This is a genomic window from Thalassobacillus cyri (assembly GCF_900107755.1).
Classification (GTDB): domain Bacteria; phylum Bacillota; class Bacilli; order Bacillales; family Halobacillaceae; genus Thalassobacillus; species Thalassobacillus cyri.
On sequence record NZ_FNQR01000014.1, the window covers coordinates 23247 to 42638 of the forward strand.

The following is a 19392-nucleotide window of genomic DNA, read 5'->3' on the forward strand; positions in this document are numbered from 1 at the left end:
AAAAAATAAAACTTTATTCCTTACTGATCTGACTGCAAAAAAGTAGTTCAAGTCGGGATGTTATCGACCTGGACTACTTTGGTTTGTTACATCAATATATTCTTTTCAATTTGCTTCATTTCATAGAAGTAGCCTTTCTTATCCATCAGTTCATCAAAGGAACCTGTTTCAATAATTTCACCCTGTTCCATCACAATGATCTTATCCATGTTTTCAAGACCTGTCAAACGATGACTGATTAAAACAAGTGTATCTCTTTTCGCCTGGCGGAAGATATGATCATAAATAATCTTTTCAGTGAGCGCATCCACAGAAAAAGCAGGTTCGTCAAACAACCATAACCGCTCGCCTTTTAACATAGCTCTCGCTATTGCCAGCCGCTGTCTTTCTCCGCCTGAAAGGTTTTCCGCTTTTTCATAGACGGCATCATCCAAAGAAAAATGACCAAGCTCCACACGATCTAATGCCACCTTCATCGCTTCATCTGTCAAAGCCCTATTTGCAAGCAGTAAATTATCCCGGATTGTGCCGTAAAAGAAATGATTTTCTTGAAGCACGACATTTGATTTTGCCCATAAGTCTTCCTTTTCTATCTGGTTCAGATTTACACCACCCGCTAGGAGGTCACCCTTGTCTGATCGAGTGATGCCAAGGAGCAGCTGCATCAAAGTAGACTTTCCTGAACCACTAGGTCCGACGATTGCTGTCTTTGAGCCAGCTGGAAGTTGAAAGGAAACTTCTTTGACAGTTGGACGGGTCTCCCCAGGAAACGTAAATGTTACTTCTTGAAAAGCAAGCGATAACGCTTGATCGGCTGGCAGCTTCTCTTCTGTTAGGGTACTGGGCTCAGCTTCTTCTTCCACGACCGAATAAAGCCGTGCAGCCGCTCTACGATTATCCTCCCAATGTCCAGGTAAGACAGCCATGGGGGTGGCATTTTCAAACATCGTTAAAGATATCATGACAAGCATGGCGAGAAAGACACCATCAAGCTGTTGGGCAGCGACAAAATAAGCACCAACTACCAGTACCAGCCAGGAGACCGTAAAAGAAACCATAGAATTGATGGAGTGATTGAACATTGCTGTTTTTCCTTCGCGCTCTTGTTCCGTAATATACCAATCGGAAGCCCCTTGGAGCCGCTGCTTTTTTCCTTGGAGCTTCTGATAGATTTTCAAATCCAGGAAGCCATAGAGAAATTCAGTGACATCGGTAGACAATTCAGCTCTGGCCTCCCTTATCCGGCTCTCCAATCTTTTCTGTCTAAGCGCAAACCAGGCTGGTATGACTAGACCTGTCACTATCAATCCGGCAAATAAAATGAATGCAATCCACCACGAATAGAAAGCAACAAAAAAGATGGTACTTAAAAATACTAAAAGGAGAATAATCGGGGGATAGAAAACGCGTAAAAAGAAGTTCTGTAAACTTTCTACATCACCGACAATTCGCGCCAGCAAATCCCCGCTGCGATACTTTTGGAAAATACGCGGCGCCAGCGGCTCAAGCTTTTCAAAAAAGGATACACGGATATTGCTCAGCATCGTAAAGGTTGCCCGGTGAGAGAAATACCGCTCACCATAACGGCTTAGGGCACGAGCGAACCCCATCAGTTTTAAACCAGCTATCAAAAAGGCAAGCGTGTATAACGGAGGTGCGAATGCCGCTTTTGATACCAAATAGCCGCTGGAACCAAACAAAGCAATCGCGGTAATGCCGGCCAGGAAACCGAACAGCACGGACAGGAAGATATCTTTCTTTTCAGTCACGATTTCTTTTACGACGAATTTCAAGTAGTTCATTCTGCAATGCCTCCCCGATGTGAAGCTACCATATCCCAGTATTCTGGAGTACTTGCCAACAGTTCATTATGGGAACCTTGAGCAATAAGCTTCCCATTGTCTAAAAATAATATCTGATCTGCGTTTTTAATAGTATGAAGCCGGTGTGCGACTGTAATCACGGTAGAGTTTTCCGCAAGGGTTTCGATGGACGCCTGTAAAATCCGCTCAGTATGAAGATCTAGCCCCGTCGTCGGTTCATCAAAAAGAACGACTGATGGATTTTTCAAAAACGCCCTCGCTAATGCGACGCGCTGTTTTTCCCCACCAGAGAGCCCGCGGCCAGCCTCACCGATCTGCGTGTCCAATCCAGCCTCTAACGATTTTATCAGTTCTTGAATCCCCGCTTTCTCGGCTGCACGTTCAATTTCATCCCTGTCAGCTCCTTCATTAGCGCCGATTGCGATATTATCTGCGATCGTTCCGGCAAACAAATATGGGTGCTGGGAAATATAACTCAACTGATCGAACCATCCTGCTACTTCATAGGAAAACAAAGAGCGTCCATCCACTTCTATCCTTCCTTCTGTTGGCCCGATCAATCCTGCAATCAAATGTAATAAAGTCGTTTTTCCTGCCCCGCTCCTGCCCACGATCGCTATTTGTTGATTGGAAGACAGCACAGCGTTGATTCCTTCTAGGGCAAAGCCTTCTTCCTTATAACGGAAACCTACTCCTTTCAGCTCTATCTCAGGAGGCTTATCAGTGTGGCTGAAGGTTGTGTCCCCCCACTCGACTACCTGTTCCGTTTCTGTAAGTTCATCGGCTACTTTCTTAGCTGCCCCCATGCTTCCCCGGCCTGTGTGAAAGGCACTGCCTAAGTCCCGCAAAGAATTATAAAATTCAGGAGCCAGAACCAGTACAAAAAAAGCCGTAAAGAAGCTGATACTTTCAAACACAATCAGGCGAATTCCTACTTCAAGAGCGATGATCCCAATACTTAACATGGAGATGAACTCTAAAGATAAGGATGAAATAAAAGCGATTTTCAAAACTTCCATCGTAGCATCACGAAAATTAAGACTGCTTTGCCGTATAGCTTCATGCTGTTGCTTAGCACGTCCGAATAACTTAAGGGTCGTCAGTCCTTGCAGGATATCGAGAAAACGTCCCGAGAACGCCGCCATTTCATCCATTTGTTCTTCTGATTTCTTTTTTGTTTTCATTCCAATGATAGCCATAAAAATAGGAATGAAAGGAGCGGTTATAAGCATGATGATACCCGTGTAGATATGATGGTAAAATGCAGTGCCAATAACCATCAATGGGACAACTGATGTCTGCATCACCTGTGGAACATACTGACTAAAATAGCTGTCAATTTCATCGACTGCATCCATCATGACACTTACCTTTTGTCCTGACTGTCCCTTGAAAGATGCCTGTATGGGGTTACGAGAATATTTATCCAATAGGGACTGGCGAAAATCGCGCTTTACTTTTGCAGCCATTTGCACTCCAGTACGCCCACTCCAATAGGTGAGTCCAGCACGGGCAATCATCACAGCTAATAAACCAAGTAATACGGGAAGAACTTCCAAAAAAGAATACCCTTGTAAAAATACTCGATCAACAGCAGCTACAAAAAGGTATGCTTGCCCGATTACCATCACACCAGTAAAAAAAGCAATAATAAACAGTAGGGTCCTATCATGATGGTGAGCTTTCGAAAGCTTTTTTAAATCATCCATAAGTACCTAGTCTCTCCTATTTGGTATATAGTCATAAACTAAAACAACTCATTCGTGAACTCATTCACATAGTTAGTATATTATATAAGACTAATTCTTCCCAATCATTACGCTTATGTATCTCATTCCAGTAAAAAAAGAACGCATTTGTTTCATGCGTCCTTAGATTATAACAACTGTAATTTTTTTATTTGCTCTAAGCTGTTAGGCAATACGCCATCCTTCATCATAAAACTGAAACGCTTATCTTTGTTTACATTAGCCGGTATGGAGTCCAGCAGGATCGGGCCTTCTGTTTCAAAATAATGATTTTGTTCATAAATTCCTTCAATAATTGCAAAATAAATATTTTTGATTATCGTACCGCCCTTACCTGCAACGTGATATTGGCCAAGGTAATTCATTTTTTTAATATCAGCTCCAGTTTCTTCTTTCACTTCCCGATATGCTGCATCCTCTGCAGTCTCTCCTTCTTCCACTTTTCCACCCGGGAATTCAATGCCCCGGTCTTTATGTTTGGTAAGCAGCCACTGTGATCCGTACCTGCATAGCACCCAAACATGCTTCGGGTGTTTAGAAAAAGGATGGTCATCAAAAGATAATTTCACTTCATTGTTATAATAGTCGTAAAATGTTTTCATCACCGTTTCAACTGCCTTTGACTGCTTCATTAATTACTTATGTTCGATTTCTTTTATAAGCCATTGACCATCATATTCAAACGTAATGACAATGGTATACTCCCCATAGATGTCGTTTGTATTTGTTTGGATGACCTGCTTATGATTATCATCTATATCGATAGTATCATAAGGTTGTCCATTTACAAACCAAGGTGGGGTCTCTGTTGGAAGAATATAAAGACCGGACTGCTTTTCCTGATAGAAATAGTCCACATATTTTTCTGCGGCTTTCTGTTTAGCAAATGGCTTAAAATCGTCCAATAAAGCTTTTTTGCTAGTATATTTCTTCACTTTATAATTCTCATTTACTTCCTGCACCAGCTGGTCCATAAACTGGTCTGTACGTTTTTCAATCAAAGCTTTGTCCAGGGGCATCTTTTCCTTACTGTTTTCAGTTGAGGTCTGCTTATCCTCAAGCACTGTAGTTGCAGCTTCCTGGTGCATTTGCACTATGTTAGACTGTTCTGCATTCAAGGACGGACTTGTCTGCATGAATAACACGAACGGGACGGTGACAAGTATGGATTTTCCCCATTTCACGGCTGCTGATTTTTTGTTCATCGTTGTATTACACCCCTTGAAGTTTATGGATTATAGTTCCATTATTCCTGTTAAAAATCATCCATAAACCCCTTTTGGAGAATGTCATTAGAAAAACTTGGCTTGTCGCCAAGTACTTATGGCGATAAGCCGAGTTTTCCAAATTACAGAGAGGATTGACTTAAGACCTCGAGGGGGTAGGCGCTGGAGCTGAATGACACCCACTACCGCAAGTTATCCACAAAAAGAAAATTTTATAATTTCCTAGCCAACTAAAAAACCGTAAACATTATAAATGTCTACGGCCTTCTGTCGAATCACGATCTTCCAGGATACCCATACTGCCGATATGTTCTTTCGTTTTTTCATCCCCTAATTCATATATGCGGCTGAACACTGTCCTCAGTCCATTATCGAATTCCCTATTCGGCTCATCATCATGGTAATGACGGAATGGTATATGGGCGCGCCAAAAAGCTCTTTCATCCGCATTATGCACCTCATCAAAAAATGCACGAAGCTCAATTACTTCTTCTTCTGTTGCGAAAATAGCGAAAATATCATTATTTCCATCATGATTGACGGAAATTTCCTGCGACCCGACGTTGACGTAGTATTTATTTTTTTCCATACCAATCCTCCTCATTTGCTCAATAGTTTTTGCCAGTAAGAGGAGAATTATTATATTAGCATTCAATTTCAGTGAAATAACTCCGTATTGTATCAACAGCGATGGGGACAAACTTTACAATACCCGCTCTCCTCATTCAACTTATAACTTAAGCAGCAACATTTCCTCTCACGGGCTCCACTCGGCAGTTTCGGTTGGTAATGAAAATAATGAAACGGATTTTTTTCTTCACCAAAACTCGCTCCATCGAGTTCATGAACAATGAAATGAAAATCATCGTAAACCTGTGCCAGCTGTTCTTCTGTAAAATGTTCTTTAGCATATCGTTCATAAAACCAGAACAGATAAATAGCAAAGTTTTCCCATAATACGTTCATGGATAACCTGCTCAATTGATTGATATGAAGAAAAAGCGGTCTCACATGTTCCTTAAATAATTCTGTAAGGTTTTCACGAAGCCACCTTTGACGATCAAACGGGTCCGGAACGGTAGCTTCTTTCGATACAAAATTAAGTTTTGGAAACCATTTTTTATCTTCATCCATACGTACAAGCCTGATATTTTCCGGCCGAAAATCCGGGCATTTATTAAAACTCGACATCATGGCGATTATTCCAGTAACAATATAATAGCTGTACCGCTTAGAAAAAATAGAGGCTGTTGTTAAAAAGAACTGCGATTCCATAAACGCGTGGATTTCATCAAGTTTTTCTTGTAATCCTTGTTTTGTGAGGAGCTCGGAACCATAAATGATTTCTAATGATTCTTCATTCGTAGCTTTTGAAAGATAACGAAAGTGATTCTGCATAAAAGCTTCTTCCTGCTCTGTCAAATGTGTCATAACTCTCACCTCAATATGCTTCCGTCCATTATAGTATAAGTTCCAATTTTTCTTATATTCCAATTATAAGTGTATGGAGCTTTCGAAATGCTGTCAATGAATTTGATAATCATTTTCATTTAACTTTTTTGCCCTTCCAGCAGAAGTGAGCAGGATGACCATTCGCTATCCTTATGGAAGTCGGCAAGTATTCATTCTACACGAGCGAGGAAAGAGAGTGATTTCCCTATTCATCATTAGATTTATCAACAACTTAACAGACCCCCATTATATATGGACATTCTGTGTCATGTGACATAAATCATAACAGCTTGGACAGTTATTCCATATAATCTAATTGATAACGATTTTCACCAACTGAAAAGAGGTGGTTTCCATGAATCTGATGGACTTAGAGCTTGGAGAACACGCAGTCATCAAAGACATGTCCCGGATGAATAAATGGCTGCAACAGCGCCTGATACAAATGGGTATCCGAAACAATAGCAAAATTTATGTAAAAAACCGTCTTCCTTTCGGAGGACCATGCATGCTTGATTGCGAAGGACAGTGTCTCAGTATAAGAAACAAAGATGCAAGATGCTTAGAAGTGGAGCGATTATCATGCAAATAGCACTATTAGGCAACCCGAATACAGGTAAAACTTCTTTGTTCAACTCACTGACCGGTTCTTACCAGTATGTAGGCAACTGGAGCGGCGTTACAGTCGAAAAGAAAGTAGGATCGCTACGAAATGGAAGAGACGATTTGATTGATTTACCTGGCATCTATTCCTTGAACCCACTATCAAAAGATGAAGCGGTAGTATCGAATTTCTTATTACATGAATCATTTGAAGAAATGCTGAATATCGTGGATGCATCGCAGCTGAGAAGAAATCTGAACCTGACCATCCCTTTGCTGGAGTTTGGTAAGCCAATGGTGATAGGATTGAACATGACCGATGTCGCCAAATTGCGGGGCATCCGCGTCCAGGAAGATTATCTTTCTGAAGAGTTGGGCGTTCCTGTTGTCCCTATCATCGCTCGCTCAGGGACCGGGATAGAATTTTTAGAAGATGAACTATATGAAGAAAACGCCTGGCGAAAACCATTTAAACTGGATTATGGCATGGCTGTGGAAAATGCTATCGCGGCATTAGTGAAGTTAATGCCGAAGTCATTCTCAGCTAAACGATGGCTTGCCATTCAATTTTTAGAGGAAAACAGAGCGGTGGAAAATTTCATTTACTCAGTAGCAAATGAATCTCTGCTTTGCAAAATTCGTAGTGAATTAGAAGAGAAGTTATCGAAGCCACCTGCTATCGATATTCAAGATACCCGGAACAAATATATCGAGCACGTTATCGAGCGGGTTACTATTCGCGAAAAGATCTCCAGGGTCACGCTTACCGATAAGATAGACGCCCTTGCTACCCATAAATATCTCGGATTGCCGATATTCTTATTACTGATGTACGTCATGTTCATGTTGACCTTTAACTGGCTCGGATTCCCGTTATCAGACCAGTTGGATCGGTTGTTTTCAGGTCCATTGACTTCAGGTCTTGAAGAATTATTAGGAATGATAGGCGCCAGCAGTTTCATTCATGCATTAGTGCTTGATGGGATTGTAGCTGGTGTCGGAGGAGTATTGGTGTTTGTCCCTCAGATCTTTATCCTGTTCTTTTTTATATCTTTGTTAGAGGATTCCGGTTATATGGCTCGTGTCGCAACCGTGATGGACCGTGTTATGCAGGCGATCGGATTAAACGGTAAGTCCTTCATCCCTATGATCATAGGGTTTGGCTGCAACGTACCAGGTGTCATGGCGGCAAGGACAGTAGAACAACCAAAAGAGCGGTTGATGACTATCCTTCTTACTCCTTTGATGTCCTGCTCTGCTCGCCTTCCGGTTTACGCCCTTTTTGTCGGTGCTTTTTTCACCCAGAACCAGGCCTTCGTCGTTTTATCGATCTATTTATTAGGGATTATACTGGCACTTCTGTTAGCAAAATTATTTTCCAAGACAATTTTTAAACAGGAAGAATCATTCTTTGTCATGGAGCTTCCTCCCTACCGGCTCCCTCAATGGACTAGCTTGTGGAGAAGCACATGGGACAAAGGGAAAGGTTTCGTCCGTAAGGCAGGAACCTTCATTTTTGCAGGTTCTGTGTTTATTTGGCTCCTTACTTATGCAGGCCCGGGCGGATTGGATGTCCCTATGGATGAAAGCTTTTTAGCACTAATTGGAAGCAGTATTGCACCGTTACTCGCCCCAATCGGTTTCGATAACTGGCAATCATCTGCTGCTTTATTAACAGGGTTTCTGGCAAAAGAAGTGGTAGTCTCTACCATGAGCATCATCTACACCGTACCAGATGGTACATTGCAAGAGGTATTAGCGACATCATTCACACCATTAGCCGCTTACAGCTTCATGGTATTTATCTTGTTGTATATCCCCTGCCTAGCTACCATAGCGGCAATCAATAAGGAGACAGGTTCCAGAAAATGGACATTATTCAGCATGGCATATGCACTCATTATCGCTTATGCGGTCTCTTTCTCCATTTATCAAATCGGTCAGTGGTTCATTGGGTAATTAAAGTCGGGGGAGGTTTTATAAAAATGCTTGTGAATGTAGTGATCGGCCTGGCAATTTTCGGGTATGCCAGTTATGCGATGTTCAAGCACGTTAAAAATAGTAAAAAAGGAGCCTGCGCCACCTGTGAATTACAGACCAGTTGTAGTAAGAAGGAGGATGACTGCTGTGATAGTGTTCCGGCTCAAGTATATCTCAAGCAAAAATGACAGGAAAGACCTGGAATTATCCAGGTCTTTCCTGTCATTGGTGGTAAAATTTAAAAGTCATATTCTTTTATTATCTTTTGCGTTATCAATTTATATCCCTTTTCAGTTGGATGTAGAGCATCGCTGAAATACTTATCAGATTTTTTGTCAAAAAGTCCATTCGTTTCAATGAATTTTGTTCTGGAATAGTTGCTTACGATCTTCTGACTGCTATCATTCCAATTTCCGACTACCTTTTCAATTTCTGCGGAAGATGGAAAGGGATTATATAAACCAAGATATAAAACAGGTGCGTCCGGATTATTTTCTCGTATGATACTAAATATCCTTGTTAAATTCTTTTCATAGTCTGCTTTTCCACGCTCTATCCGTTCATCATATAATTTGGCCAGATCTCCACCATTACTTTTAATTAAGTCGTTGGTACCAATAAAAATAATAATAAAATCCGCTTCTGCTACGTTTTCCTGGATGTCGGATTTTTTTAGTTGTTGCAGCAGACCATCTGTTTGTTGCCCCGGAATTCCATAATTATGAACCGTCACCGGCCCATCATGGTTTTCACTTAGCAGTTTTTGAAGATCACCGACATACCCAGTCCCTGTTTTATCGCCTACACCGTAAGTCAGGGAATCTCCTAAAGCAACCAGCTGTTCGTTTTCATTCGTTTTCGCTTTCTGTTTCTGTTGTTGTGCCAGGAAATAAGAGATAGCTGAAATGATTACTAAAAGCACAAGAATAGAAATAAGTATTTTTTTCATATAAACCTCCCAAGACTAAAAGGTACCCTGAAGGACACGGGATCAAACCATGCCCCACACTTCCAGCCCTACCCCTTTTGATAAGTTTGTGTTTCCCTACCTTCATACCCGACTATTTTAGATTTCATTCCTTATGCTCTCCCCCTCTTTCCATAATATCCCTATTGCTATTAAAATAAGGCTCTGTTACTCTCATTGTTGATTTACAGATAATCTCCGTTTTGCTAATACTCAGTTTCGAGATAATTAGGTCCGTTCCTATGAGAAGATGGGGATGGGCTGGGAAACGACTCGCTTTCCAGCTCCATCACCTAGACACTCGCGACATAAGCAGTCCATCAACGGGAAGAAAAATCACTTCCCTTTTGCTGTTCTGCTTATGCGTGTCGTGTCTCCCAAGGCAATTACGCATTCATTTCTTCCCTGCGGGGGACCTGGCAAGCTTCCTCAGGCTGCGCCCTGTGGGATCTCGCCTAGCCCCTTCTCCCGCGGAAGTCTCGCCGTTTTCCTTCCCATCCGGCCAGTATTGTACTAAACGGATCCTTCAAAAAGAGAATAGTGCACACTAACAACTTCATCCTGAAGCATTTATAGAGGGTATGAAGGGGCAGAAATTTCTTTCAAATATTATGGGATGTATTCCCCACAAGTGTGATTTCGAGAACATCCTATGGCAAAGGGCGTAGGGGAACTGCGAGACTCCTGTGGGAAATACATGTTGGATGCCCACAGAGCAAATAGCCTCATAAATAATATCAACAACAAGGTGAAACAGAGCAAAAAAATAAATAAGCCTTTGGATTCCTTAAGAATCCAAAGGCTTTCGTTTTGTTGTAAAAAGCTTACATGCTAGTTTACCTGGAAAGTTCTTGAAACCTTAGTCACGTACTGAAGATACTCATCGTCTATTTCAAAGCCGATTCCCGGTTCAGTAGGCACCTCCACTTTCCCTTTCTTTACGTTCACCTCAGGAATAATCAAGTCCCTTTCCCAAAAACGGAAAGAAGCAGATATGTCACCGGGAATTGAGAATCCTTCCAAGGAAGCGAGCGCGATATTATGGGCCCGTGATATCCCTGATTCAACCATTCCCCCACACCATACTGGTGTATCAGATTTTCTGGTAAAATCATGGATCGCCAGAGCTTCTGTCATCCCGCCCACCCGGCTGATCTTGATGTTGATGATCTGGCAGCTTTCCATTCGGATCGCTTGTTCTGCATCAGCCAGTGACCTGATACTCTCATCCAAACATATCGGTGTGTTTAATGTATTTTGCAGTTGTTGATGTAAGAAAAAGTCTCCGGCACGAAAAGGTTGTTCGATCATCATCAAATCATGGGAGTCCAGCTCTTCCAAATAAGGAATATCTTTCTCTTCATACATGCCATTCACATCAATCATGATGGGAAGTTCCTGGGAATATTCTCTGACTTCTTGAATTGCCTGTGCTTCTTTATATTTTTCCACTTTCAGTTTATAACGCCGGTAGCCTTCCGTTTGATAACCCTCAATCATTTTACCGATGTCATCGGATAAACTCAGAACCACTCCTGTATCTACATGTGTGCGGGTTCCCCCGATCAATTCACTCAGGCTTTGCATCTTTTGTTTTGCAAATAAATCCCACAGGGCAGCTTCCAAACCAGCCTTTGCCATTTCATTCCCCTGATAGCCGGCTAACTTTACAGAAATATTGGACGGATGAGCAATCTTTTGCCATTCCACAGTCGGAATAAACACCTTACTCAACAATTCCCAAGCCGTATGGATAGTTTCAGCTGTATAAAAAGGCGTAGAAAAAGCTGTCACTTCTCCAAATCCTCTTCTGCCTTCTACATCAACTGCTTCTACAATGATAAGTTCCCGATCAATAACCTGGCCAGCATGTGTATCAAAGGGCTTTTTCAACGGCATTTCTATATGCCGGAGATGAATGGCTGCTATATTCATCACTAATTCCCCACATCCTTCCGAAAAGCTGGCAGTTCTCGCCTTAGCAGCTTATTAGAAGCATTACGTGGCAGCTTTTCAACGAAGTGGATTTCTTTTGGACATTTATATCCGGCCAGGTGATCTCTGCAATAACGGAGGACATCCGTTTCATTGAGAACGGATTCTTTTTGAGTGACCACAAAAGCTGCTGGCACCTGTCCCCAACGCTGATCTTCTATACCGGTTACCCCTGCTTCCATAATACCTTTCATACCAGAAAGCACACTTTCTATTTCTGCCGGGTAAATATTTTCCCCACCGGAAATAATCAAGTCCTTCCGTCGATCCACCACATACAGAAAACCTTCCTCATCCTGATAGCCAAGGTCACCAGTAGCAAGCCACCCATCAGAAAGAGCTTCTGTTGTGGATTCATCCCGCTTATAGTAGCCTTTTGTTACCATAGGACCTTTCACCTTGATTTCTCCGATTTCCCCACGTGGAGCATCGATTACCAGCCAGGCGGTGCTCAATGCTCTTCCTGCTGACCCAAGCTTTCTTAGCGCATCCTTAGGACTTAAGGTCACAATTTGCGATGCTGTTTCTGTCATTCCATAGGTTTGGAATACAGGGATCGCTTTATCTTTCGCATTCTCAAGTAATGGTTTTGGAGCCGGGCCTCCTCCAAGCAGCATGCAGCGAAAATGTGCTGGTAACCGCTCATCTCTTAAGTTTTCTATCAAACGTTGGAGCATGATAGACACCACCGAAACTATCGTTACTCCGGAGTTTTTGATGGCGTGATTTACCATATGTTCATCAAACCGTTCCATCAAAAAGACAGGCATACCATAAACAACATTTTTAATCAGCGCAGAAAATCCTCCTACATGAAACATCGGGAGGCAGATCAGCCATTTATCACTTTGGGAAAGACCAAGGTTAAGAGCAGAACTGATAGCACTTGCCCAGTGATTTCCATAAGTCAGTTGGACACCCTTAGGGCTGCCTGTTGTGCCTGATGTGTAGATAATGGTAAAAACCTCATCTAATGTTATTTCCTTACGAATGGCATCAGGGCTGCTTCTATTTGTTTGGATCAGATGATACTGAACAATTGGACAGGCAGCCAGTCCGGCATTTCGAATCGCAGCTTCTCCCTTTGAATAAAAGTTCTCCTCTGTAATCAAGCAACTGACTTCAGCATCCTTGATTTGGAAAGCAAGCTCTTCTGGAGTAAGGCGGGTATTCAATAATACTACCACTGCACCTAAATAACTGAGCGCATGAATCGCTAATACCATTTCCAATCGGTTTGAAGATAGCACAGCCACATGATCCCCCCGCTGTATGCCATTTTCTTCAAAATAAGCAGCATATTGTTTACTTCGTTCATGTAGCTCTAAAAAGGACAGAGACGAGCCGTCATCTGTTTCAATGGCTTTTTCATGGGGGTTCAATTCTGCTTGTTTCTGTAGCCAGTGAGGTAGGTTGCTTTCCATGTATTAAGCCTCCTTGGAATAAAAAAATCAGAAAAGAGAAGAAAGCATCAGCTTCCGCGCCTATTTGCACGGACTGATGCTTTCCTCCTGGAAAAGTTATATCCTGTCTTGGCTTCCATCAAGGGAAACGCGGAAATTGTTTGAAGTCTGGCTTTCTCTTTTCCTTAAAGGCATCGCGGCCTTCTTTAGCCTCTTCTGTGGTGTAATAAAGCAATGTAGCGTCTCCACCCATTTGCTGAAGTCCAGCTAATCCATCAGTGTCCGCGTTGAAGGATGCTTTCAAGAAACGAAGGGCAGTCGGTGATTTTTCAAGCATTTCCTGACACCATTGAACCGTTTCTGTTTCCAATTCAGCTAAAGGTACTACTGTGTTGACTAAGCCCATATCCAACGCTTCCTGTGCGTCATATTGACGGCATAGGTACCAAATTTCACGAGCTTTCTTATGACCGACGATTCTAGCTAAGAGACCAGCACCATATCCGGCATCAAAGCTGCCGACTTTAGGCCCTGTCTGCCCAAAAATGGCATTGTCTGCTGCAATCGTCAAATCGCAGACCACATGGAGTACATGTCCGCCTCCAACCGCGTAGCCGGAAACCATCGCTACGACCGGTTTCGGAATTACCCGAATCAATCGTTGCAAATCAAGCACATTTAGACGAGGAATCTCATCTTCACCTACATATCCACCGTGCCCCCGTACAGATTGATCACCGCCGGAACAAAATGCTTTGTCGCCAGCTCCCGCCAGGACAATAACGCCAATTTTAGAATCATCTCTGGCATAAGTAAAAGCATCCAGTAGTTCATTTACTGTCTGCGGACGGAAGGCATTTCGCACTTCCGGACGGTTGATGGTGATCTTAGCAATACCATCATATGTTTCGTAAAGAATATCTTCATAATTTCGTTCGTTGATCCATTCAATTGCCATGTGAACTCCTCCTTTAAAACGCTTTCCATTTTTTATTCTAGCATGAACTGCCTGACAATTTCAGCAAAAAACTTCGGCTGTTCGACATGGACCGCGTGGCCCGCTTCCTTTACAACGTGGAGCTTTGCTTCTGGAAGCATTTTTTTCATCGCTTGATTGATAGCTGAAAATTTTTCATCCCAAGCTCCAACAATTAATTGGACAGGGATCGTCAGCGTGTAAAGCTCTTCCCAAAAGGAAGGCTGTGTCCCTGTTCCCATACCTCGGAGCGAAAGTGACAAACCATCCACAGTTTGGCTTAATCTTTCCTCACGAATGGCAGCCTGTATCTCCACTGGTAATAAACGTTGGGAGTCGAATAAGGGTATGGTTTCCCAAAAATCGATAAAGGCTTCGATGCCCTGCGCTTCCAATTTTGTGGCGAGGCTTTTGTCTTTTTGAGCCCTTTCCTGCCGTTCTTCAAGCGAACGCAGTCCTGGAGAAGCACTTTCCAATAACAGCTTGTCAACAAATTCGGGGTAAAAGCTTGCAAATGACAGTGCTGTTCTTCCTCCCATGGAATATCCCAACAAATGGATAGAAGAAAACTTTAGGTTTTCTTCGAATAATATTTTTAAATCTTTACAGACATTTTCCATAGACAATGTGCGTTGGTTATTATATTCTGTTCTGCCGTGCCCCGGTAAATCGATCGTAATCAATTGAATTGGTAACTCAGATAGAGCTCCGATTACTTTCGCCCAAGTCCGTGTACTACCTGTAAAGCCATGAAGCATAACAAGAGGGACACCTTCTCCATTAACCTCCACCCAATAATCCGAACCATTGATTTGATAAAACATCCGATCAATCCTCTAACTGTTTGATTATTGCCTCTTTGACACTTTCCCATTTAGCTCTGTGATAGGGAACGTTCTCATCACGTTTCGTTCGTACTTCCACGACCGATAAACCGTGTGTGGCATGGCTTTCTGCCAGGAAGTTGGTAAATTCTTCCCAAGAATCGGCTGAATAATAGGTACCTCCATATGCTTCGACAAACGGCTGAAATTCAATTCCAAGCGGTGTGCCGAAAAGCTCTTCGTAATGGTCAGGATGGTCTGCTTGAGGAAGATAAGAAAAGATACCACCGCCATCGTTATTTATTAGAACAACCGTAAGATTTAGCTGCTTCTGTTTGGCTATCAACAACCCATTCATATCATGGAAAAAGGATAGGTCACCAATCAACAAAGTGACCGGTTTTCCATTAGCACCGGTACCTATTGCTGCAGAAACCACCCCATCAATTCCGTTAGCACCACGGTTAGCCATAATGTCCACTTGTTTGGGAGTAGTCATGAAAAAGGTATCCACATCCCTGATGGGCATGCTATTTCCTACATAAAAAACCGAGTTATCCGGAAGTACTTCTGAAAGCTTAACTACCGCATGGCCTTCATTCATACCTTCTTCTGGTGTTTCTGTAAGTAATAAATCCTTTGCTGTCTTATTCATTGATTTCCATGTGTTGAGCCATTTCTCGTCGACAAATGGCTCTTCCACTCGGTCTCCTAATTGAAATGCAAACTTGGCAGGTTCCGCAAAAATAGTATGAACCGCGACTCCTGCCGGTTCACGATACCCCGATTCCGGTTCGACAATAACATGGAATGGAGAATCTAAGGACCGGAGCCATTTCAAATAAGGTTTGGAGATAGGCATCGCACCAAACCGGATGATGAATTCAGGCTGTAATGTTTCCCGAATTTGCTCATCTTTTAGTATGGCGTCATATGTTTCAATAACCTGTTCTTTGTCATACTTGCCTGCTCTGAGCTGAGATAAAGGGTCCGCCAGTACAGGAGCTCCCGTTCGTTTCGCCAGAAAAGCAATTGCTTCGCCCAGATCAGTATCCATTTGGGGACCGCAGACAATAATCCCTTGCTTATATCTCTGGAGAGTTTTCACAAGAAGTTCAAGGTCCTGCTCTTCTATTCTCCTGCTCCCAATGGTTATGGGGGTTCCATTATGATTGGTGGTTATATCCCATAAATTATCCAATGTAAAGTCAGGAATAAGAGGTTCCCTTAGAGGAATATTGAGATGGACCGGCCCATGATTTCCCAGTAGCGCTTCCTGTACTGCACGTTTCGCAGTAGTATTAGCGTAACGGAGCATTCTTGGAGTTCCTTCTGGCAGCGATAGATCATGGAACCACTTGACATATTCCCCATACATGTTCATTTGCCCAATCGCTTGCGGAGCGCCAACATCCCGAAGTTCATGAGGACGATCAGCTGTAAGGACAATCAAAGGGACCCGGCTATAATGTGCCTCTACCACTGCTGGGTAATAATTGGCAGCAGCAGTACCGGAAGTGCAGATCAACGCGACAGGCCTTCTCTGCTCTTTGGCTACTCCAAGGGCAAAGAAGGCTGCTGAACGTTCATCTAAATTGACCCAATGATTGATTGCTTTATATTCCGCACAGGTCATGGCAAGCGGGGTAGAGCGGGAGCCTGGGGAGATGACGACATCCCGGACTCCAGCCTGCTCTAATCCCTGTACAAATGTTGCCATATATCTGGTCAGTGTTTCTGTATGTTCCATTATGCTCCTCCTAGTACGGCTAACATCGGTGTGAATTTAATGGCTGTTTCCTCATACTCCATTTCTGGATCGGAGTCTTTTACGATTCCACAACCAGAAAATAAGGACGCTTTATTCTTATTAACCAATGCAGAACGGATCGCTACGGCGAACTCCCCATTCTGTTTGGAATCAAACCATCCTACAGGCCCCGCATACCACCCACGATCAAGTGGTTCGAATTCCCGGATATAGGCTAAGGCTTCCTCTTGCGGAAGTCCCCCCAATGCCGGTGTCGGATGTAAACGAGCTACGACATCCAATAAGGTGTGCTCTTGTTTCAATTGTGCCCTTACAGGTGTATAAAGATGTTGAAGATTTTTTAACGGGTAAAGCACAGGCCTGTCAGGAATATCCACTTCCTCACTACAGGCTACTATGGCATCCCGTATCATCCGGACGACAAACTGATGCTCCTCTAAGTTCTTTCCGTCTTCCAGAAGTTCCTGCCCTAACTTCACATCTTCATCTGCTGTACCTCCACGGGGGATGGTACCGGCTAGACAAGTCGAAAGCAACTGTTGATTTTCCACTTTCACTAAACGCTCCGGAGTGGCACCGACAAATTGCGCACCCTCACTTTCGAAAGCGAAGATATAACTATTTGTCTGTGTATCATCTAAATGCTGGAGTACTTGGCTGATATCAACATTTTCATCGAACTTCAAACGTATCTCCCTCGCCAGTACAACCTTATCCAGTACACCAGCTTCGATATCTTCGGTTGCCTTTTTAACCAGACGTTTCCACTCGTCCGGTTCTATTTCTTTTCGCTCCAGAATTTCCGGGGCAATAAACGTGTGGTTCCGCTTTTGCAGCAAAGCGGATTTCGCTTCTTCCCATTGAAACTTCAATTGTTCTTTATGGTCATCCGGATAAATCACAGCATTAATAGTAAAATAATGTTCATTTTCCACTATTGTCAGTAGATAGCTGGGGATTTCCAGCTGGTTGTTTCCAAACGAAGACCACAACTCGGTATTTTCTTTGCGTGGGTCAAAACTGAATCCACCCATCGCAACTGGTCCGGTTCCTTTTTGTTCATGGCGATCGAATCGGTAAGCATGCTCCATCAATTGTTTCCATTGATCCTGAATGTTCTGGAAACGATCGTCTTTTGCTGAGGACAAACGTATAGCTGCACCGACGCCTGCCATGACAACGTCTTCGTCTGCACTTTTCCAAAACAGACGAGGCTCGTTCATCACGGCAGCACCCGCATGAAAGACAAACGGGTCAATTGGTTTTATATGCTCAACGATACTGACCAGCTGTTTCTGATTGGTCTGTACCGCTTTATTTAATGCTTGATCTATGACTTCATCCAGCGTAGCTGCTTCTGTATGAATCATAAGTCTCCCCCCTGTGTACCAGGAATGATAGTCTTGTAAAAGTCCACAAAACTAGTAGCTTTAAAAGTCACACTATTTTTAAAATCAAGGGTGACGTACTTCTATCCTGTTTTTCGCTTCCTTTTCTATTTTATTCTCTTTTCCTCTCGGACTCAAGGAATCCTTACTTGTATCCAATACTTTCTTACATAGATTGACACTTTCTGACTGATTCCATAAACTTAAGAATGATAATGATATTTTGATAGTATTCAATAAGGAGAGAACAAACATGAATCCGGTTCAAAACCAAGATATAAAAGTTTCCCTGAATGAAAAGGAAGGGTTTCAAGTATGGTGGAGACTGCTTCGTCCACACACACTGACCGCTGCTTTCGTTCCTGTATTCATCGGTACGATGCTGGCAGCGCTTGATGGTGGCTTCCATGCGCGGTTATTCCTGGCCATGCTCATGGCTTCAATTTTAATACAAGCCGCTACCAATATGTTCAACGAATATTACGATTATGCTAGAGGGCTCGATAATGAAAATTCTGTCGGTATCGGGGGAACAATTGTCAGAGATGGGATATCACCAAAAACCGTCTTGACTCTGGCCCTGACATTCTTCGGGCTGGCCATCCTGCTCGGTATTTATATATCAGCCGCTTCCAGTTGGTGGATAGCAGTAATTGGAACTGTATCGATGTTGTTCGGTTATTTATATACCGGCGGGCCTTACCCCATTGCTTATACCCCGTTTGGTGAATTGGCAGCAGGCTTTTTCATGGGCACAATTATCATCGGAATCAGCTACTTCATCCAGACCCTCTCTATCCATGGGGGAGTCATTTGGGTTTCAGTACCTGTCGCTATTTTTGTCGGAGCTATCTTGCTTGCTAATAATATCCGGGATTTAGAGGGGGATAAAGAAAACGGCCGAAAGACGATTGCTATTCTTTTAGGCAAACAAGGAGCAATCCGTTTTCTGGCAGTTTTATTCGGCATAGCTTACCTGTTAACCTTGATTTATATAGTGATCGGTCTACTGCCGGTGTGGAGTATCATCGCACTCTTAAGCGTAAAGAAAGCGAAAGAAGCTGTAAAAGGCTTTATCGGCAAGACACTACCAATCGAAATGATGCCGGCCATGAAGGCCACTGCCCAAACCAATACCATCTATGGCTTCTTATTAGGCGTATCTTTGTTACTACAATTATATTTACCTTTATAACCACAAGCGGCAAATAATATCTGCCGCTTCTTTTTACATCC

The 19392-nt window shown here is 42.9% G+C and carries 17 protein-coding genes; 4 read left to right on the forward strand and 13 right to left on the reverse strand.

What is annotated here, in order from left to right; translation table 11 throughout:
- Window positions 1–86: 86 nt before the first annotated feature.
- From cydC to BLV00_RS15350, 6 genes are all read right to left on the reverse strand, one after another.
- The gene (gene cydC / locus BLV00_RS15325) at window positions 87–1802 is read right to left on the reverse strand and encodes a thiol reductant ABC exporter subunit CydC (protein WP_093045851.1); all 1716 of its coding nucleotides are present in this window, start codon (window positions 1800–1802) and stop codon (window positions 87–89) included.
- Entirely contained in the window at window positions 1799–3532 is a 1734-nt protein-coding gene (gene cydD, locus BLV00_RS15330; protein WP_093045852.1) for a thiol reductant ABC exporter subunit CydD, read from the reverse strand. The genes cydC and cydD overlap by 4 nt, the downstream gene beginning before the upstream one ends.
- A gap of 167 nt (window positions 3533–3699) precedes the next feature.
- On the reverse strand, window positions 3700–4173 hold the full coding sequence (gene ytkD / locus BLV00_RS15335; protein ID WP_093045930.1) for an RNA deprotection pyrophosphohydrolase: 474 nt from the start codon (window positions 4171–4173) through the stop codon (window positions 3700–3702).
- 33 nt (window positions 4174–4206) lie between these two features.
- Window positions 4207–4776: a hypothetical protein gene (locus tag BLV00_RS15340; protein ID WP_093045853.1), complete on the reverse strand. Its 570-nt coding sequence runs from the start codon at window positions 4774–4776 to the stop codon at window positions 4207–4209.
- Between the two features lie 268 nt (window positions 4777–5044).
- Window positions 5045–5386, reverse strand: coding sequence for a hydrolase (locus tag BLV00_RS15345; RefSeq protein ID WP_093045854.1), 342 nt, complete (start codon window positions 5384–5386; stop codon window positions 5045–5047).
- Window positions 5387–5478: 92 nt separating this feature from the next.
- Window positions 5479–6228: an IucA/IucC family C-terminal-domain containing protein gene (locus BLV00_RS15350; RefSeq protein ID WP_093045855.1), complete on the reverse strand. Its 750-nt coding sequence runs from the start codon at window positions 6226–6228 to the stop codon at window positions 5479–5481.
- Window positions 6229–6604: 376 nt separating this feature from the next.
- Here BLV00_RS15350 and BLV00_RS15355 point away from each other — a divergent pair, with 376 nt between their 5' ends.
- The 3 genes from BLV00_RS15355 to BLV00_RS15365 are packed head-to-tail and all read left to right on the forward strand — an operon-like array spanning window position 6605 to window position 9020.
- Complete coding sequence (locus BLV00_RS15355) at window positions 6605–6841, forward strand: FeoA family protein (protein WP_093045856.1); 237 nt, start codon at window positions 6605–6607, stop codon at window positions 6839–6841.
- Window positions 6832–8811, forward strand: a complete 1980-nt coding sequence (feoB, locus tag BLV00_RS15360) for a ferrous iron transport protein B (protein WP_093045857.1) — start codon at window positions 6832–6834, stop codon at window positions 8809–8811. Before BLV00_RS15355 ends, feoB begins: the two co-directional genes overlap by 10 nt.
- Before the next feature lie 26 nt (window positions 8812–8837).
- Window positions 8838–9020: a FeoB-associated Cys-rich membrane protein gene (locus tag BLV00_RS15365; RefSeq protein WP_093045858.1), complete on the forward strand. Its 183-nt coding sequence runs from the start codon at window positions 8838–8840 to the stop codon at window positions 9018–9020.
- A 50-nt stretch (window positions 9021–9070) separates the two neighbouring features.
- On the opposite strand, the gene BLV00_RS15370 is transcribed toward BLV00_RS15365, so the two are convergent.
- From BLV00_RS15370 to BLV00_RS15400, 7 genes are all read right to left on the reverse strand, one after another.
- Window positions 9071–9781, reverse strand: coding sequence for a DUF459 domain-containing protein (locus tag BLV00_RS15370; protein WP_093045859.1), 711 nt, complete (start codon window positions 9779–9781; stop codon window positions 9071–9073).
- Between the two features lie 849 nt (window positions 9782–10630).
- A complete protein-coding gene (menC, locus tag BLV00_RS15375) occupies window positions 10631–11737 on the reverse strand; it encodes an o-succinylbenzoate synthase (RefSeq protein WP_093045860.1) in 1107 nt (368 codons plus the stop codon).
- On the reverse strand, window positions 11737–13218 hold the full coding sequence (locus BLV00_RS15380) for an o-succinylbenzoate--CoA ligase (protein WP_093045861.1): 1482 nt from the start codon (window positions 13216–13218) through the stop codon (window positions 11737–11739). Before BLV00_RS15380 ends, menC begins: the two co-directional genes overlap by 1 nt.
- A 118-nt stretch (window positions 13219–13336) precedes the next feature.
- A complete protein-coding gene (menB, locus tag BLV00_RS15385; RefSeq protein WP_093045862.1) occupies window positions 13337–14155 on the reverse strand; it encodes a 1,4-dihydroxy-2-naphthoyl-CoA synthase in 819 nt (272 codons plus the stop codon).
- A 32-nt stretch (window positions 14156–14187) separates the two neighbouring features.
- A complete protein-coding gene (menH, locus tag BLV00_RS15390; RefSeq protein WP_093045863.1) occupies window positions 14188–14997 on the reverse strand; it encodes a 2-succinyl-6-hydroxy-2,4-cyclohexadiene-1-carboxylate synthase in 810 nt (269 codons plus the stop codon).
- A 4-nt stretch (window positions 14998–15001) separates the two neighbouring features.
- Complete coding sequence (menD, locus tag BLV00_RS15395) at window positions 15002–16747, reverse strand: 2-succinyl-5-enolpyruvyl-6-hydroxy-3-cyclohexene-1-carboxylic-acid synthase (protein ID WP_093045864.1); 1746 nt, start codon at window positions 16745–16747, stop codon at window positions 15002–15004.
- A complete protein-coding gene (locus tag BLV00_RS15400) occupies window positions 16747–18138 on the reverse strand; it encodes an isochorismate synthase (RefSeq protein ID WP_093045865.1) in 1392 nt (463 codons plus the stop codon). The genes menD and BLV00_RS15400 overlap by 1 nt, the downstream gene beginning before the upstream one ends.
- Before the next feature lie 271 nt (window positions 18139–18409).
- Between BLV00_RS15400 and BLV00_RS15405 the strand changes: the two genes are divergently transcribed.
- The gene (locus BLV00_RS15405; protein ID WP_093045866.1) at window positions 18410–19351 is read left to right on the forward strand and encodes a 1,4-dihydroxy-2-naphthoate polyprenyltransferase; all 942 of its coding nucleotides are present in this window, start codon (window positions 18410–18412) and stop codon (window positions 19349–19351) included.
- The last annotated feature ends 41 nt before the right edge of the window (window positions 19352–19392 follow it).

Bases quoted from the DNA above. Each gene is read 5' to 3' on its own strand.
- menH (WP_093045863.1), bottom strand. From the start codon at position 14,997: ATGTTTTATCAAATCAATGGTTCGGATTATTGGGTGGAGGTTAATGGA.
- menB (WP_093045862.1), bottom strand. From the start codon at position 14,155: ATGGCAATTGAATGGATCAACGAACGAAATTATGAAGATATTCTTTAC.
- menD (WP_093045864.1), bottom strand. From the start codon at position 16,747: ATGGAACATACAGAAACACTGACCAGATATATGGCAACATTTGTACAG.
- BLV00_RS15405 (WP_093045866.1), top strand. From the start codon at position 18,410: ATGAATCCGGTTCAAAACCAAGATATAAAAGTTTCCCTGAATGAAAAG.
- BLV00_RS15370 (WP_093045859.1), bottom strand. From the start codon at position 9,781: ATGAAAAAAATACTTATTTCTATTCTTGTGCTTTTAGTAATCATTTCA.
- BLV00_RS15350 (WP_093045855.1), bottom strand. From the start codon at position 6,228: ATGACACATTTGACAGAGCAGGAAGAAGCTTTTATGCAGAATCACTTT.
- BLV00_RS15355 (WP_093045856.1), top strand. From the start codon at position 6,605: ATGAATCTGATGGACTTAGAGCTTGGAGAACACGCAGTCATCAAAGAC.
- cydC (WP_093045851.1), bottom strand. From the start codon at position 1,802: ATGAACTACTTGAAATTCGTCGTAAAAGAAATCGTGACTGAAAAGAAA.
- cydD (WP_093045852.1), bottom strand. From the start codon at position 3,532: ATGGATGATTTAAAAAAGCTTTCGAAAGCTCACCATCATGATAGGACC.
- BLV00_RS15340 (WP_093045853.1), bottom strand. From the start codon at position 4,776: ATGAACAAAAAATCAGCAGCCGTGAAATGGGGAAAATCCATACTTGTC.
- feoB (WP_093045857.1), top strand. From the start codon at position 6,832: ATGCAAATAGCACTATTAGGCAACCCGAATACAGGTAAAACTTCTTTG.
- BLV00_RS15380 (WP_093045861.1), bottom strand. From the start codon at position 13,218: ATGGAAAGCAACCTACCTCACTGGCTACAGAAACAAGCAGAATTGAAC.
- BLV00_RS15345 (WP_093045854.1), bottom strand. From the start codon at position 5,386: ATGGAAAAAAATAAATACTACGTCAACGTCGGGTCGCAGGAAATTTCC.
- BLV00_RS15365 (WP_093045858.1), top strand. From the start codon at position 8,838: ATGCTTGTGAATGTAGTGATCGGCCTGGCAATTTTCGGGTATGCCAGT.
- ytkD (WP_093045930.1), bottom strand. From the start codon at position 4,173: ATGAAAACATTTTACGACTATTATAACAATGAAGTGAAATTATCTTTT.
- BLV00_RS15400 (WP_093045865.1), bottom strand. From the start codon at position 18,138: ATGATTCATACAGAAGCAGCTACGCTGGATGAAGTCATAGATCAAGCA.